We start from the raw sequence: 14,062 nt of genomic DNA, 5'->3' as shown, positions 1-14,062 counted from the left end.
GTAATGCTTTGGAGAACGCTCATGAAAGCTATGCGCTTTATTCGTGGTGTGTTGTTGCTGATGTGGTTTTTGCCGTGGATAGCCCAGGCCGCAGATGCTGATACCTTTACCGCCGCCAACCGTGCTCAGCAGGCCGCCTTGCTTGAACAATGGGCGGTGAATCCCGACGTTCAGCGCATCCCGCTGCTCAGCGCGCTGCGAGATGAGAACCTGCTGACCGATAACACGAAAAATGCCTTCATCATGAACGGCTCGCACGTACAGCCGTTAGGAACAGCGACAGCCCCAAACGGCGAGCTAAAAAAAATTCGCCTGACTAACCGCCTGCGTAATCTGGTAGCCGGAGCGTTGGCTGTCCATCAGCTTTTAAGTGACAGTGTCACGGCAAGGCTAAAGGCAGCTCGTACATTACAGCGTGAGGCGCAGCCGGGCATGCTGCCGTTTTTACAGCAACGACTGGCTCAGGAGTCAGATGGTGATGTGAAATCCGCACTCGCTATTGCACTGGCAAATCTGCAACTGAGCAGCACCTCGCCGGAGGTCAGGCTTCAGGCAATCGAACTATTAGGGGCGTCAAATGATCCTGAAACTCAGGCGCGCCTGCAGCCATTCACCCGAGCTGAACATGAACCTGATGCCCGCGTGCGTGCTGCCGCTGACGAAAGTCTCAATTCCATCTCGCATCGTATGAAGGTTGGGGATCTTCTTGGGCAGGCTTTCATGGGACTGTCACTGGGTTCTATTTTGCTGCTGGCGGCATTGGGTCTGGCGATAACCTATGGATTACTCGGCGTCATCAATATGGCGCATGGCGAAATGTTAATGCTCGGGGCGTACTGTACCTGGATGGTGCAACAGCTGATGGGCCAGTTTTTTCCGCAATGGTTGGTCTGGTATCCGGTTATTGCTCTCCCTGTTGCCTTTTTGCTGACTGCGGCAGTAGGAATGCTTCTGGAGCGTGGGGTGATACGCCATTTATACGGCCGCCCGCTCGAAACGCTGCTGGCGACCTGGGGTATCAGCCTGATGCTCATCCAACTGGTGCGTATGGCTTTCGGCGCGCAAAACCTGGAAGTCGCCAATCCCGCATGGCTTTCCGGCGGCATTCAGGTTTATGCCAATCTGATATTGCCGTGGAACCGAATAGTGGTGCTTGGCTTTGCCATGCTGGTGCTGTTCTTCACCTGGCTGCTGTTGAATAAAACGCGCCTCGGGCTGCGCGTGCGTGCCGTGACGCAAAATCGCAATATGGCGGCCTGCTGCGGCGTACCTACCGGACGAGTCGATATGCTGGCCTTTGGCCTTGGTTCAGGAATTGCCGGACTGGGAGGCGTGGCGCTCTCGCAACTAGGTAACGTAGGACCGGAGCTGGGGCAAAGCTACATTATCGATTCGTTTTTGGTGGTGGTACTGGGCGGTGTTGGACAGCTTGCCGGGAGCGTGGCTGCGGCATTTGGGCTGGGGATCTTCAATAAAATTCTGGAGCCTCAGGTGGGGGCGGTTCTCGGCAAAATCATGATCCTGGTGTTGATCATTCTGTTTATTCAGAAACGACCTCAGGGACTGTTCGCGCTGAAAGGGAGGGTTATTGACTGATGACGATGCCAATGACAATAACGCTGGCGCGTAAAGCGCCGCGTACAACACGCGTGCTGGGTCTGGGCTTACTGCTGGCGTTGATTATTCTGCCGTTTCTTGCGTTGTTACCTGCGGAGCATCCGCTGGCCATATCGGTGTGGACGTTGACGCTGGCCGGGAAAATTCTCTGCTATGCCATTGTGGCCGTTGCGCTGGATCTGGTGTGGGGCTATGCCGGAATGCTCTCGCTGGGACACGGTATCTTCTTCGCGCTGGGGGGATATGCGATGGGAATGTACCTGATGCGCCAGGCTTCCGGCGAAGGATTACCGGCCTTTATGTCGTTCCTGTCGTGGAGCGAGCTGCCCTGGTTTTGGTGGGGGACGCAACATTTTCTCTGGGCAATGCTGCTGGTTGTTCTGGTGCCAGGCCTGCTGGCGCTGGTATTTGGTTGGTTTGCCTTCCGTTCAAAAATCAAAGGTGTCTATTTCTCCATCATGACCCAGGCCCTGACTTTCGCCGGAATGCTGCTGTTTTTCCGCAATGAAACCGGCTTTGGTGGAAATAACGGTTTTACCGGTTTTACCACCATTCTGGGGTTTCCGGTGACCGCGACGTCCACCAGGATCGCGCTGTTTCTGGCGACGGTTATGCTGCTGGTGCTGGCAATATGGATGGGACTTGCGCTGGGCCGCAGTAAGTTTGGTCGTATTCTGACCGCCGTGCGCGATGCCGAGAACCGTTTGATGTTCTGTGGTTACGATCCGAAAGGTTTCAAGTTACTGGTGTGGACGCTTTCCGCTGTACTGTGCGGCCTGGCCGGGGCGCTTTATGTCCCGCAGGTAGGGATTATCAACCCCAGCGAAATGTCGCCGACCAACTCGATTGAAGCGGCGATTTGGGTTGCTCTCGGCGGACGTGGAACCCTGATCGGCCCGGTATTTGGCGCTGTACTGGTGAACGGTGCTAAAAGCCTGTTTACCGTCATTATGCCGGAATACTGGCAGCTGTTTCTTGGCCTGATCTTTATTGGCGTTACGCTTTTTTTACCTCGTGGTGTGATTGGCCTGTTTCGCAAAGGAGACAAATAATGCAGCCGGATGAAGGACTTTTTACTCGCCAGATGCCGGGCGATCGGTTTCGCGAACAAACGGACCCGGTACTCCAACTGGAAAAAATTAACGTTAATTTCGACGGATTCCAGGCGTTAACGGATCTCTCGCTCAATATTGGCGTCGGGGAGCTGCGCTGTATTATTGGCCCCAACGGCGCCGGGAAGACGACGTTAATGGATGTCATAACCGGTAAAACCAGACCGCAAAGTGGTCGTGCGATATACGATCAGTCGACCGATTTAACAACGCTGGATCCCATTGCCATCGCGCGTCAGGGGATTGGACGGAAATTTCAAAAGCCCACGGTATTTGAAGCATTAACGGTGGAAGAGAACCTGGAGCTGGCGCTGAAAAATGATAAATCTGTCTGGGGGGCTCTACGGGCACGACTCTCAGGCGAACAACGGGATCGTATTGATGAAGTACTGGCGCTGTTGCGGCTGGGTAATGAGCGGGCCCGCCGCGCCGGTCTGCTTTCGCATGGGCAAAAACAGTTTCTCGAAATTGGCATGCTGCTGGTGCAGGAGCCGCATTTACTGCTACTGGATGAACCCGCGGCGGGGATGACGGATGCGGAAACGGAATACACGGCGGAGCTGTTTCGCCAGCTTGCCGGAAAGCACTCTCTGATGGTTGTTGAGCACGATATGGGATTTGTTGAAACCATTGCCGATCGCGTCACAGTATTACATCAGGGACGTGTCCTCGCTCAGGGGAGTCTTCGCGATGTGCAGGCCAACGAGCAGGTTATTGAAGTCTATCTCGGGCGTTAAGGAGTTCATATGCTGCAGGTGAAAGAACTGAATCAATATTATGGTGGCAGCCATATTCTGCGCGGGGTGAGCTTTGAAGCGCGTATCGGTGAGGTGACATGCCTGCTGGGGCGTAACGGCGTGGGGAAAACAACACTACTAAAGTGTCTGATGGGACTTATTCCGGCCCGTAGCGGAAGCGTGCTCTGGCAGGATAAAAATGTCACTCACTGGAAGCCGCATCAGCGGGTCAGGGCCGGTGTGGCGTATGTCCCACAGGGGCGTGATATTTTTCCGCGTTTGACGGTCGAAGAGAATCTGCTGCTCGGTCTTTCCCGTTTTTCAGCACCGGAGGCCAGGCATGTGCCGGATGATATTTACGCGCTCTTTCCGGTTTTACAGGAGATGAAGCATCGGCGTGGCGGAGATTTGTCCGGCGGGCAACAGCAGCAACTGGCCATAGGACGAGCGCTGGCAAGTCGCCCACAGTTGTTGATTCTTGATGAGCCAACGGAAGGGATCCAGCCGTCGGTGATTAAAGAGATTGGTCAGGTGATTTCTCAACTGGCGCACCGGGGGGATATGGCTATTTTGCTGGTGGAGCAGTTCTACGATTTTGCGCAGCAGCTGGCCGACAAATACCTGCTCATGTCGCGGGGCAGCATTATTCAAAGCGGCGATGGTAAAAATATGGAGGCCGAGGGCGTTCGGGGACTGGTTGCAATCTGAGGTATGCGACAGAGCGGCTTCGGCTCTGTCGCTATACTCATCAACAGACCACCGTCTGCCCCCAGGGCCTGGCGCGCATGCCTTTTATCATGAGCGCCCAGGCAAGAACGATCGCCACTATCAGCGCGACAAACAGCGACCATGGCGGCAATGTGGTTAAAATGACGCCGCTGACTAATGGGTTAACCGCTGCGCCAAGCCAGCCCAACGACTGGGCGGAAAAATAGCTGGCTTTCATGCCTGCTGGCGCGATGTTGTCGATAAGCATGTATTCACCCGGCGCGTAAATGACTTCGCCGATAGTGAAAAAGGCAGCAGAAATTCCCCATAACAACAGGCTGTTGCCGGAGAAAGCGAAACCGACCAGGCCAACGACAAAGAAGACTGTACCCACTGTCATCAGCGGGCGGATATTCGTGGCGGTGAGCCTGCGGCCAAGTGCGTATTGCAGTGATACTACGATGGCGGCGTTAACGGGCAGGACGACTGCTACCACTTTCTCGGCAAAATCGCCATCGGCGACCACCATAACGTACTGCGAAATACAGGACGCAAAAGCACCGCCAACAAACGATGCCAGAAAGGCCGACAACGTAAACCAAAATAATGCCCGGTCGCGCAGGAGTACCGAAGGGGACCACACCGCGGCGTTTAAACCTTCTGATGGTGCTGTCGAACGTTTTACCCAGGTCTGGATAAACACCAGTGGCAATGCTGAACAGGCGGCAGCCAGCCAGAATGGCAGGTTAATGCTTTGCATCACCAGCAGCGTGCCCAGCGGTGGACCAACGGTCCAGCCAATATTCAGCACGGTATAGTTAAGCGAGAAAATTTTAGTCTTGTTGGTGGCAGACAGATTATCGGCAAACCAGGCCTTCAGCACCGTGGCAAAGACGGAGTAGGCACAGTTGATCAGGGCAAAGAGTAAAACCACTACCACCACGTTATGCACCAGCGGGATTGCAATAAAGCCGGAAGCAAAGCCACAAATTGCCAGCAGCATATAGCGTTTTTTATCGAACTTGTCGGCCAGAATACCAAAGCCAAGGCTGAACACCACGCCAATGGTCAGCGCGACCGTCATCGCATAGCCGATCAGGTCAACGCTCAGATGATACTGCCGACTGAGGTAAATCGTCATAAATGGCAGAGTGGCGCCACGGCCAATTGTTAATAATAATGATGACGCGAGTAACGCGAGAGTGGACCTTCTCAGAGAGATATTCATTTTCCTGCCCGACAATGCATGTTGTTATGTTTTTTTTAGATATAAGAAACAAATAGCATGTCAAAACTGTGATGTACACTCAATAAGTTGTCCGAAAATGCCTTGCGTGGCCTACCTGAAATAATGATCTGTTACGGCACAACGATTTCCGTTACTTTAACTTGTTTACAAAAATTTAATATTTGCAGGGGCGGTGGTATGTCGCGTAAAGACGGGTTGTTAGCGTTACTGGTTGTCGTGGTTTGGGGACTGAACTTTGTCGTTATTAAAGTGGGTCTGCACAATATGCCACCGCTAATGTTGGCGGGATTACGTTTTTTACTGGTTGCGTTTCCGGCAATACTCTTTGTTGCCAGGCCGAAAATCCCACTTTCGCTGTTGCTCGGCTATGGCCTGACCATCAGTTTTGGGCAGTTCGCATTTCTCTTTAGCGCTATCAAATTCGGTATGCCTGCAGGGTTAGCTTCTCTGGTATTGCAGGCTCAGGCGTTTTTTACCATTGTTCTGGGCGCATTTGCTTTCGGTGAGCGCCTGCAGGGTAAACAATTGGTAGGGATTGCGCTGGCGGTATTTGGCGTGCTGGTACTGATTGAGGCCAGTCTGAACGGTCAGCATGTTGGCATGCTCGGTTTTATGCTGACGCTAGCGGCGGCGCTAAGCTGGGCCTGCGGCAATATCTTTAACAAAAAAATCATGCAGCATACCTCGCGCCCAGCCGTTATGTCGTTGGTGGTATGGAGCGCGTTAATCCCTATTGCTCCGTTCTTCCTTGCTTCATTAATTCTCGATGGTCCAACGCAAATGATCCACAGTCTGGTGGAGATAGATATGACCACCATTCTTTCACTGGTTTATCTGGCGTTTGTGGCGACCATTGTGGGTTATGGTATCTGGGGTTCGTTACTCGGACGCTATGAAACCTGGCGTGTCGCGCCGTTGTCGCTGTTGGTGCCGGTCGTTGGACTGGCGAGTGCGGTCGTGCTGCTGGATGAAACGCTGACCGGATTGCAACTGCTCGGTGCGCTACTGATCATGGCAGGGTTGTATATCAATGTGTTTGGCTTTCGGTTGCGTAAGGTTGCGTCGGTGAGGGGCTAAAAAAAGCCCCGCAGTGGCGGGGCTATATAATTACAGGTTGCGCATATTGTAATAAGGCACACCTAATTCGTCGGACTTGTCGCTGCCTGCACCCATATGATTAAAATCGAACGGGGACTGATCGTGCGCAGGGGGCATAATCATCGCGTCGCGACTGTTCTGGGTGGCAGGTTGCGCGGTCTGTTCCGCCATGCTCTGGCCCGAAATAACAAACATCAGGGCCAGCATTGCATAAGACAGAAGTTTCATGATTTCCTCGGTTACGTCGTTAACTGGCGATTAGCAATTACATTGATTGAGTGGAAGCAAATAGCGTGATTCGCCGTGCATATTCGTCATACGGTACTTATGCGGCGGAACATCAAAATAGTTTTTGAATGTCCGGGTCAGCGTCTGCTGAGACTCAAAACCGTAACGCTCTGCCAGATAAAGAATGGGCTCGTTACTCTCTTTTAATTTTTGCGCTATTTCAGTCATTTTACGGCTGCGAATGTATTGACCCAGTGAATGACCGGTTTCTTTTTTAAACATCCGTTGCAGGTGCCATTTGGAGTAACCTGAACGCTCAGACACTTTTTCCAGCGAGAGCGGCGATTCAAGGTTATTTTCGATCCAGTCCAAAATGCTATGAATAGTGATTGTGTCAGTATTGCGTCTGGACATCGTCATACCTCTTTCTGTTTACGGCAGGATTCTCTTAAGCAAGTGCTCAAGTGTGGCTACTTCATCCGCCGTTAAGTTTTTTGTTAGTTCCTGGTGCAGGTCTTGCCCTACTAATTGATGACACTGCTCGCAAATTGCTGCGCCATGTTCGGTGAGTTTCACCAGCACGCCACGCTTGTCATGTGGATTCGGAAGCCTTTCGATCCAGCCTTTACAGGCCAGTCTGTCCAGCATCCGCGTCAGGGCGCCAAGGTCGACAGACAGCACTTTTTTCAATTCGACAGGGGTGATGCACACCGCGCAACGGATGGAGCAGAGCACCTTGAACTGCGATGCCGTGATATCCAGCGGTGACAGATAGTCGTTTAACAAACGATCTTTTTTCTGATTAACCATATAGATCAAACGACCCAGTGGGATGATTTCGTTAAACAGATCACTGGTGTTTTTCACAATGATTGCCCTGGCAAGTAGTTAGTCACGGCTGATATTATTGCTTAGGCAAATATAAGTCAAACGAATGGATTGGCAAATGCCACGTTTTGCTAAATCATCAGACTTAATACCTGGCGAGTGGAATTTTAACGGTTTGATAATTATGGTTTATACGTGCTGATGAAAAATGAATCCTTACATCGCGAAAATGGCTTATCTCGCGGATTTCACCGTATACTTGCCGTTGACGATTAACGCACAGGAAAGATGACATTATGATGGACTTGTTTAAAGCAATAGGACTGGGGCTGGTAGTCCTGTTACCGTTGGCAAACCCGTTAACCACCGTAGCGTTGTTCCTTGGCCTTGCCGGCAATATGAACAGCGCAGAGCGTAACCGTCAGTCACTCATGGCGTCCGTTTACGTGTTTGCCATCATGATGGTGGCGTATTATGCCGGGCAACTGGTGATGAATACCTTCGGGATTTCGATTCCCGGACTACGTATTGCGGGTGGGTTAATCGTTGCGTTTATCGGCTTCCGAATGCTGTTTCCGCAGCAGAAGGCGCATGATTCTCCGGAAGCAAGAAGCAAGTCAGAAGAGCTGGAAGACGAGCCGACTGCCAATATCGCCTTTGTACCGCTGGCTATGCCAAGCACTGCCGGTCCGGGGACGATTGCGATGATCATCAGTTCCGCGTCAACCGTGCGTCATGGTTCCGAATTTCCGGACTGGGTGATCATGGTCGCACCGCCGATTATTTTTGCGGTTGTTGGGATTATCCTGTGGGGCTGTTTGCGCAGTTCCGGGGGGATCATGCGCCTGGTCGGCAAAGGTGGTATCGAAGCGATTTCTCGTTTGATGGGCTTCTTACTGGTGTGTATGGGCGTGCAGTTTATTATTAACGGCGTGCTGGAAATTATCAAAACCTACGCTTAAAACACTGTGCCCGGTAATCGTTAATGTCTACCGGGCACATTTTTCACGAATGCTGAGGCTGTTCTTCCAACGATACCGGCCATTTACGAAAGATAATCACCGACCATATCAACGCGGCAACGGCAGGCACTGCGCCGACGTAACCAATCGTAGACATCGACCAGTGCAAACTCACCTGATTGCCTACCAGCGCACCAGCGCCAATACCGATATTAAAGATACCTGAGAACAGCGCCATTGCGACGTCGGTCGCATCCGGAGCAAGTGCCAGCACTTTCACCTGCATACCCAGACCTATCAGCATGATGGCGACGCCCCAGAAAATACTCAGGACAGCAAGGTGCATTTCGCTGTCAGCAGCGGGAAGTAACAGCACCAGACATACCGTCAACAGGGCAATGGCACTGCTAATCAGCACGGATGCATGCAGATTCCCCAGCTTACCGAAAATGACGCTACCGACAATTCCCGCGCCACCCAGAACCAGCAACAGCACGGTAGCAAAGTTTGCGCTCAGACCCGCGACGGTCTGCACAAACGGCTCGATATAGCTGTAGGCCGTGTAATGTGCGGTGACCACAATCACCGTCAGTAGATACAGACTCATCAATGCCGGACGATGAAATAACACCGGCAGGCTTTTTAAAGAGCCGGAGTGCTCACTGGGTAGTTTGGGCAGGAGCTTAATCAGGCAAAGCAGGGTAACTAACGCCCCCATACCGATGGCGAAGAAGGTCGTACGCCAGCCAAAATACTGACCGACGATACGTCCGATTGGCAGGCCAAGCACCATCGCCAGCGCGGTGCCGGTGGCAATCAGGCTGAGAGCCTGTGCACGTTTACCGGCAGGGGCCAGGCGGATCGCCAGCGATGCGGTAATCGACCAGAAAATAGCGTGCGCAAAAGCAATACCAATACGGCTAATTACCAGCACGGTAAAATTCCATGCCAGGAAAGAGAGCACATGGCTGGCGATAAACACAACAAACAGACAGATCAGCAGTTTTCGGCGCTCCACCTGACTGGTAAGTAACATAAAAGGGAGCGACATCAGGGCGACAACCCAGGCGTAGATCGTCAGCATGATCCCGACCTGAGCGGTCTGCATATTGAAGCTTTGTGCGATGTCGGACAGCAAGCCGACAGGGACAAACTCGGTGGTATTGAAAATAAAACCGGCAATGGCAAGCGTAACTACCCGTAGCCACGCGACCTTGCGGGAAACAGTGTCTGTTGTCATATCAAAAAAGAGGATTAGCTGCGAAAAGGTAAGGCCACGATCTTAAAACGTTTGCTGGCGAAAATACAATCATTTTGTGATATGGATCTCATTTCATTGGTAGGGCGCTACAATTTGTTGCCGAACATTCCTCGTATTTTTAAGTATTTCAATAATAATGAAATTCCGGGCGTATGACTTCACCCGGATTTACAGGTATTCATGTTTTTTGAGGATCGCCAGTTACTCCGGGTCGTGTGATAACTGAGGGTTCAACACCTCAATAAACGCTTCCAGTTGACGTGTCATTGCACCTCTGCGCCAGACCAGCCATGTATTCAGCCAGCGCCAGTTCTCGCTTAGTGGCCAGGCGTTGACCTGATGATGCCCTGGCATGCTCTCCAGCATCGATCGCGGGATCAGTGCGATACCCGCACCGGCAATGACGCAGGCCAGCATGCCGTGATATGACTCCATTTCATGAATGGTGCCGGGCATGGCGCGATCGGCATGAAACCAGCTTTCAAAATGGCGGCGATAGGAACAGTTGGCGCGAAAGGCGTAAATACTGCAACCGTTGACGTCGCTGGCCCGCTGAATGGGGGGATGGCCGTGCGGCGTCACGATCATCATCTCTTCACGGTAGACCGGCATTCCTTCAAGTCCCGGATGGGTAATTGGGCCATCGACAAAGGCCGCGTTCAATGTTCCGTCGAGTACGCCGTCCAGCATTGTGCCTGAAGGACCTGTCGCCAGCGCGAACTGAATTTTGGGGTAACGCTGATTATATTCAGCCAGCGTAGCGGGGATGCGAACTGCTGCTGTACTTTCAAGCGAGCCGAGAGAGAAGAGTCCTTGTGGCTCATCCCCGGCGACGACCATCCTGGCTTCCTCAACCAGTGCCAGGATCCGCTGGCTGTAGCGCAAAAAGTTGTGCCCGGATGGGGAAAGCCGCAGGCGCTGGTTTTCACGAATAAACAGATCAACGCCCAGGTCGGCTTCAAGCTGACGTATACGGGTGGTGAGATTGGATGGCACGCGATGCACCTTCGCGGCGGCCTGCGTAATACTGCCAGTCTCCGCGACGGCATTGAACATTTCCAGCTGCGTCAGATCCATAATCTTCTCTATTCGTGAATGGTATGGTTAATATTATTCATTTTTCAGAAAGAGTAAATATGCTCATGATATAACCATACCCTGCGATAAAGAGAGGCACTTATGACTATCACAGCAGCAACACATGCGATTTCCATTGACCCTGCCAGCGGTGAAAGGCTGGCGGCGACGCCGTGGGCCAGCGCGGAAGAGATTGATCATGCGCTGAACCTTGCCGCGAATGGTTATAGCGAATGGAAACATACTTCCGTTGAGCACCGTGCGCAAACGCTGCGCCAGATCGGGCAAGCACTGCGCCATCGTGCGGAAGAGATGGCGCAGTGTATCTCACGTGAAATGGGTAAACCCATTAAGCAGGCGCGTGCTGAAGTCGCCAAGTCAGCTGCATTGTGTGACTGGTACGCCGAGCATGGACCGGCGATGCTCAATCCGGAACCTACGCTGGTGGAGAATAATCAGGCGGTGATTGAATATCGTCCGGTAGGAACCATTCTGGCGATCATGCCGTGGAACTTCCCGCTCTGGCAGGTAATGCGAGGTGCCGTCCCGATACTGTTGGCTGGAAATGGCTACTTGTTAAAGCATGCGCCTAACGTAACCGGCTGTGCTGCAATTATTGCGCAGGTTTTCGCTGATGCTGGTGTACCCGCGGGGGTTTACGGTTGGGTTAATGCCGATAACGCTGGGGTCAGTCAGATGATCAATGACCCGCGTATTACGGCGGTAACGGTGACAGGCAGTGTACGTGCTGGGGCGGCGATTGGCGCCCAGGCGGGTGCCGCGCTGAAAAAATGTGTGCTTGAACTGGGCGGCTCCGATCCGTTTATTGTCCTCAATGATGCTGACCTCGATCTGGCCGTTAAGGCGGCGGTCGCTGGGCGTTATCAGAACACCGGGCAGGTTTGTGCGGCAGCCAAGCGCTTTATTATCGAAGAAGGGATTGCGGCAGAATTTACTTCACGCTTTGTGGCCGCTGCGAGCGCGCTCAAAATGGGCGATCCGCTGAACGAAGAAAACGATCTGGGGCCGATGGCGCGATTTGATCTGCGTGATGAGCTGCACCAGCAGGTAGAAGCTACCCTTGCCGAAGGGGCACGGTTACTTCTCGGCGGGGAAAAAATTGCTGGTCAGGGAAATTACTATGCCGTGACGGTACTGGGCGATGTCACTCCAGAGATGACGGCGTTCCGCCAGGAGCTGTTTGGTCCAGTTGCGGCAATTACCGTGGCGAAGAATGCTGAACATGCCTTAGCGCTGGCGAATGACAGTGATTTCGGCTTATCCGCCACGGTGTTCGCTGCGGATGAAGCGCTGGCGCAGAAGATGGCGTCACGCCTGGAGTGTGGTGGCGTATTTATCAATGGTTACAGCGCCAGCGATGCCCGCGTTGCGTTTGGTGGTGTGAAGAAAAGTGGCTTTGGCCGCGAACTTTCGCACTTTGGCCTGCATGAGTTTTGTAACGTGCAGACCGTCTGGAAAAACCGCCTTTGATGGTGTGGGTGCCTCCACTGGGGGCACCTGTCTTATTTCTGCAATTTTTCTGTCATTTACTCTCCGTACACTCGCGGCTAACGCTTTGATACAGAAGAGTAATATGAACATAACGCAAATTTTCCATCGTTTAATACCCCGTCAGTTCGGTCTGTTAACCGGCATTTTTTGCATTATTGCGCTGTTCTCTGTTTTGCAGGTCGTGTCCTCCTTGATGCTCTCGGCCTCAGTCAGTGACGCACAGCATAATGAAGGGCGTAATCAACTCGCGCTTTTGCAGCAGGCAAAGGTCGATGAAGCGCGGGTGGCGTTATTATCTGCCAGCGATTTACTTAACCGTGCGGGGATTTATTTTATGCAGGATGCCGCCACCGGTTCGGACGGGAGTTGGCGGCCGTTAATGGAAGAGGCGTACCGGGCACTGGCGCAGTCAAAAAGTGCATGGGATGCCTGGCGGGATATGAAGCCGCAGTCGGATCCAGAACTAACTGAGAGCTATCAGCGTTTTTATAGCGGTATTCAGGAGCAGGCGGATGGGCTGATGCAGTCAGGTTCCATTGATGCGTTTTTTGCCGTACCCGTGCAGGCCTTTCAGACAGACTTTAACGCTAATTACGCGCGCTTTCAGCAGGACAGTGGGCGACATGCGGAAGCTGGGCGTCAGCAGCTGTTGACCAGTCTTGAGCGTTTACAGAATCTATTTTTGTTTATTCCTCTGGTGCTGGTGGTTATCGCCTTTCTGGTCTGGCGTAGTATGTTCCGTTGGGTGATTATGCCGCTGCGACGGCTGATCGATCATATCGATATTTTAGCGGCGGGGGATCTTTCTCGGCCAGCCCCGCAGGTGAGTCAGTTTAATCGGGAAGTGACGCAATTAAGTTCGCGTATTGCTGCAATGCAGCAGGGGCTCTGCGCGCTGGTGCGGCAGGTGAATGATGCCACCACCGCAATGGTAGGAAATATCAACGAACTTGCGCAGAACAATAAACAGCTATACCAGCAGTCGGCAAAACAAAGTGAAGAGTTGAGCACTGTGACATCGCATATTTCGGTTCTGGAAACGCATGTTGAGGATAACAGTGGCTTTGCTGAACTGGCGAATCAACGCGCAGTGCAGGCGCGTGATATTGCGGCAGGTGGAGACCGAATGATGGCGACGGTAAATGCGTCAATGCAGGCGATTGTGACTCGCTCGTCTGAAATGCGAGGGATTACAACGCTTATCGACAACATTGCATTTCAGACAAATATCCTGGCTCTCAACGCCGCAATTGAGGCAGCACATGCCGGGGAGCAAGGGCGCGGGTTTGCCGTGGTTGCGAAAGAAGTTGGGCTGCTGGCGCGAAAAAGCGGTCAGTCTACGCAAAACATTCAGACACTGATTAAACACTCGTTACAGGGCATTGAAGAGGGCTTTCACGCGGTTAACGGACTCGATAAGAATTTGCAGCAGGTTATCGCACTGGTGGAAAACCTCGGCGCGTTACTGAACGATATTTCGACTGCAACGTTAAATCAGGGGAACAGTATTCACCAGTTAACCCGTCAGCTTCATGTCCTGAACGGCGAAGCCCGACAAACCAGTGATCTGGTGAATGCTGCATCTGATTCTTCCTTACAGCTTCACCATGAATCTAACCAGCTTTTGCAGGCCGTGGCCAGATTCCGCCTTCCGGCCTGACGCTGCGTATTCA

General features: G+C 52.6%; 14 protein-coding genes. 8 read left to right on the top strand and 6 right to left on the bottom strand.

The genetic code is table 11. The features are described 5' to 3' along the window. Positions 1 to 21: 21 nt before the first annotated feature. Genes urtB through urtE form a run of 4 tightly spaced genes read left to right on the top strand, consistent with a single transcriptional unit; the run spans position 22 to position 4,174 of the window. Positions 22 to 1,596 carry an urea ABC transporter permease subunit UrtB gene (gene urtB / locus OGY33_RS08000; protein WP_191238513.1) on the top strand — a complete coding sequence of 525 codons (1,575 nt, stop codon included), beginning with the start codon at positions 22 to 24 and terminating at the stop codon, positions 1,594 to 1,596. Continuing rightward, entirely contained in the window at positions 1,596 to 2,669 is a 1,074-nt protein-coding gene (urtC, locus tag OGY33_RS07995; RefSeq protein WP_191238512.1) for an urea ABC transporter permease subunit UrtC, read from the top strand. The genes urtB and urtC overlap by 1 nt, the downstream gene beginning before the upstream one ends. Then, complete coding sequence (gene urtD, locus OGY33_RS07990) at positions 2,669 to 3,466, top strand: urea ABC transporter ATP-binding protein UrtD (protein WP_008784743.1); 798 nt, start codon at positions 2,669 to 2,671, stop codon at positions 3,464 to 3,466. Before urtC ends, urtD begins: the two co-directional genes overlap by 1 nt. A 9-nt stretch (positions 3,467 to 3,475) precedes the next feature. Continuing rightward, positions 3,476 to 4,174: an urea ABC transporter ATP-binding subunit UrtE gene (urtE, locus tag OGY33_RS07985; RefSeq protein WP_048214207.1), complete on the top strand. Its 699-nt coding sequence runs from the start codon at positions 3,476 to 3,478 to the stop codon at positions 4,172 to 4,174. Positions 4,175 to 4,214: 40 nt separating this feature from the next. On the opposite strand, the gene ydeE is transcribed toward urtE, so the two are convergent. Then, positions 4,215 to 5,402 (bottom strand): efflux MFS transporter YdeE, encoded by a 1,188-nt coding sequence (ydeE, locus tag OGY33_RS07980; RefSeq protein WP_008784745.1) that lies wholly within the window; start codon positions 5,400 to 5,402, stop codon positions 4,215 to 4,217. 198 nt (positions 5,403 to 5,600) lie between these two features. Here ydeE and eamA point away from each other — a divergent pair, with 198 nt between their 5' ends. Next, positions 5,601 to 6,500, top strand: a complete 900-nt coding sequence (gene eamA / locus OGY33_RS07975) for an O-acetylserine/cysteine exporter (protein WP_174770274.1) — start codon at positions 5,601 to 5,603, stop codon at positions 6,498 to 6,500. Positions 6,501 to 6,530: 30 nt separating this feature from the next. Here eamA and marB read toward each other — a convergent pair whose 3' ends face one another. Genes marB through marR form a run of 3 tightly spaced genes read right to left on the bottom strand, consistent with a single transcriptional unit; the run spans position 6,531 to position 7,616 of the window. Then, positions 6,531 to 6,749: a multiple antibiotic resistance protein MarB gene (marB, locus tag OGY33_RS07970; protein ID WP_008784747.1), complete on the bottom strand. Its 219-nt coding sequence runs from the start codon at positions 6,747 to 6,749 to the stop codon at positions 6,531 to 6,533. 30 nt (positions 6,750 to 6,779) lie between these two features. Continuing rightward, positions 6,780 to 7,163 carry an MDR efflux pump AcrAB transcriptional activator MarA gene (gene marA, locus OGY33_RS07965; protein WP_003032424.1) on the bottom strand — a complete coding sequence of 128 codons (384 nt, stop codon included), beginning with the start codon at positions 7,161 to 7,163 and terminating at the stop codon, positions 6,780 to 6,782. Between the two features lie 18 nt (positions 7,164 to 7,181). After that, positions 7,182 to 7,616: a multiple antibiotic resistance transcriptional regulator MarR gene (gene marR / locus OGY33_RS07960; protein ID WP_003832935.1), complete on the bottom strand. Its 435-nt coding sequence runs from the start codon at positions 7,614 to 7,616 to the stop codon at positions 7,182 to 7,184. Between the two features lie 257 nt (positions 7,617 to 7,873). On the opposite strand from marR, the gene OGY33_RS07955 reads away from it, so the two are divergent. Next, on the top strand, positions 7,874 to 8,539 hold the full coding sequence (locus OGY33_RS07955) for a MarC family NAAT transporter (protein WP_003832936.1): 666 nt from the start codon (positions 7,874 to 7,876) through the stop codon (positions 8,537 to 8,539). A gap of 43 nt (positions 8,540 to 8,582) precedes the next feature. On the opposite strand, the gene OGY33_RS07950 is transcribed toward OGY33_RS07955, so the two are convergent. Both OGY33_RS07950 and ptrR read right to left on the bottom strand, forming a co-directional pair. Next, on the bottom strand, positions 8,583 to 9,779 hold the full coding sequence (locus OGY33_RS07950) for a sugar transporter (RefSeq protein WP_032943422.1): 1,197 nt from the start codon (positions 9,777 to 9,779) through the stop codon (positions 8,583 to 8,585). A gap of 222 nt (positions 9,780 to 10,001) precedes the next feature. Then, positions 10,002 to 10,877, bottom strand: coding sequence for a putrescine utilization regulator PtrR (ptrR, locus tag OGY33_RS07945; RefSeq protein WP_008784750.1), 876 nt, complete (start codon positions 10,875 to 10,877; stop codon positions 10,002 to 10,004). Between the two features lie 102 nt (positions 10,878 to 10,979). Here ptrR and sad point away from each other — a divergent pair, with 102 nt between their 5' ends. Further along, complete coding sequence (gene sad, locus OGY33_RS07940; RefSeq protein WP_149607222.1) at positions 10,980 to 12,368, top strand: succinate-semialdehyde dehydrogenase; 1,389 nt, start codon at positions 10,980 to 10,982, stop codon at positions 12,366 to 12,368. A gap of 103 nt (positions 12,369 to 12,471) precedes the next feature. Continuing rightward, positions 12,472 to 14,049, top strand: a complete 1,578-nt coding sequence (locus tag OGY33_RS07935) for a methyl-accepting chemotaxis protein (protein WP_149607223.1) — start codon at positions 12,472 to 12,474, stop codon at positions 14,047 to 14,049. Positions 14,050 to 14,062: the final 13 nt, after the last annotated feature.

The organism is Citrobacter sp. Cpo032, assembly GCF_030332975.1.
GTDB classification, from domain to species: Bacteria; Pseudomonadota; Gammaproteobacteria; order Enterobacterales; family Enterobacteriaceae; genus Citrobacter; species Citrobacter portucalensis.
Note: the sequence above shows the minus strand (reverse complement) of the source record. Positions and strands in the feature narration are given on the sequence as shown.

Coding starts and splice junctions, on each gene's coding strand:
- urtB (WP_191238513.1), top strand. CDS start 22: ATGAAAGCTATGCGCTTTATTCGTGGTGTGTTGTTGCTGATGTGGTTT.
- urtC (WP_191238512.1), top strand. CDS start 1,596: ATGACGATGCCAATGACAATAACGCTGGCGCGTAAAGCGCCGCGTACA.
- urtD (WP_008784743.1), top strand. CDS start 2,669: ATGCAGCCGGATGAAGGACTTTTTACTCGCCAGATGCCGGGCGATCGG.
- urtE (WP_048214207.1), top strand. CDS start 3,476: ATGCTGCAGGTGAAAGAACTGAATCAATATTATGGTGGCAGCCATATT.
- ydeE (WP_008784745.1), bottom strand. CDS start 5,402: ATGAATATCTCTCTGAGAAGGTCCACTCTCGCGTTACTCGCGTCATCA.
- eamA (WP_174770274.1), top strand. CDS start 5,601: ATGTCGCGTAAAGACGGGTTGTTAGCGTTACTGGTTGTCGTGGTTTGG.
- marB (WP_008784747.1), bottom strand. CDS start 6,749: ATGAAACTTCTGTCTTATGCAATGCTGGCCCTGATGTTTGTTATTTCG.
- marA (WP_003032424.1), bottom strand. CDS start 7,163: ATGTCCAGACGCAATACTGACACAATCACTATTCATAGCATTTTGGAC.
- OGY33_RS07955 (WP_003832936.1), top strand. CDS start 7,874: ATGATGGACTTGTTTAAAGCAATAGGACTGGGGCTGGTAGTCCTGTTA.
- OGY33_RS07950 (WP_032943422.1), bottom strand. CDS start 9,779: ATGACAACAGACACTGTTTCCCGCAAGGTCGCGTGGCTACGGGTAGTT.
- ptrR (WP_008784750.1), bottom strand. CDS start 10,877: ATGGATCTGACGCAGCTGGAAATGTTCAATGCCGTCGCGGAGACTGGC.
- sad (WP_149607222.1), top strand. CDS start 10,980: ATGACTATCACAGCAGCAACACATGCGATTTCCATTGACCCTGCCAGC.
- OGY33_RS07935 (WP_149607223.1), top strand. CDS start 12,472: ATGAACATAACGCAAATTTTCCATCGTTTAATACCCCGTCAGTTCGGT.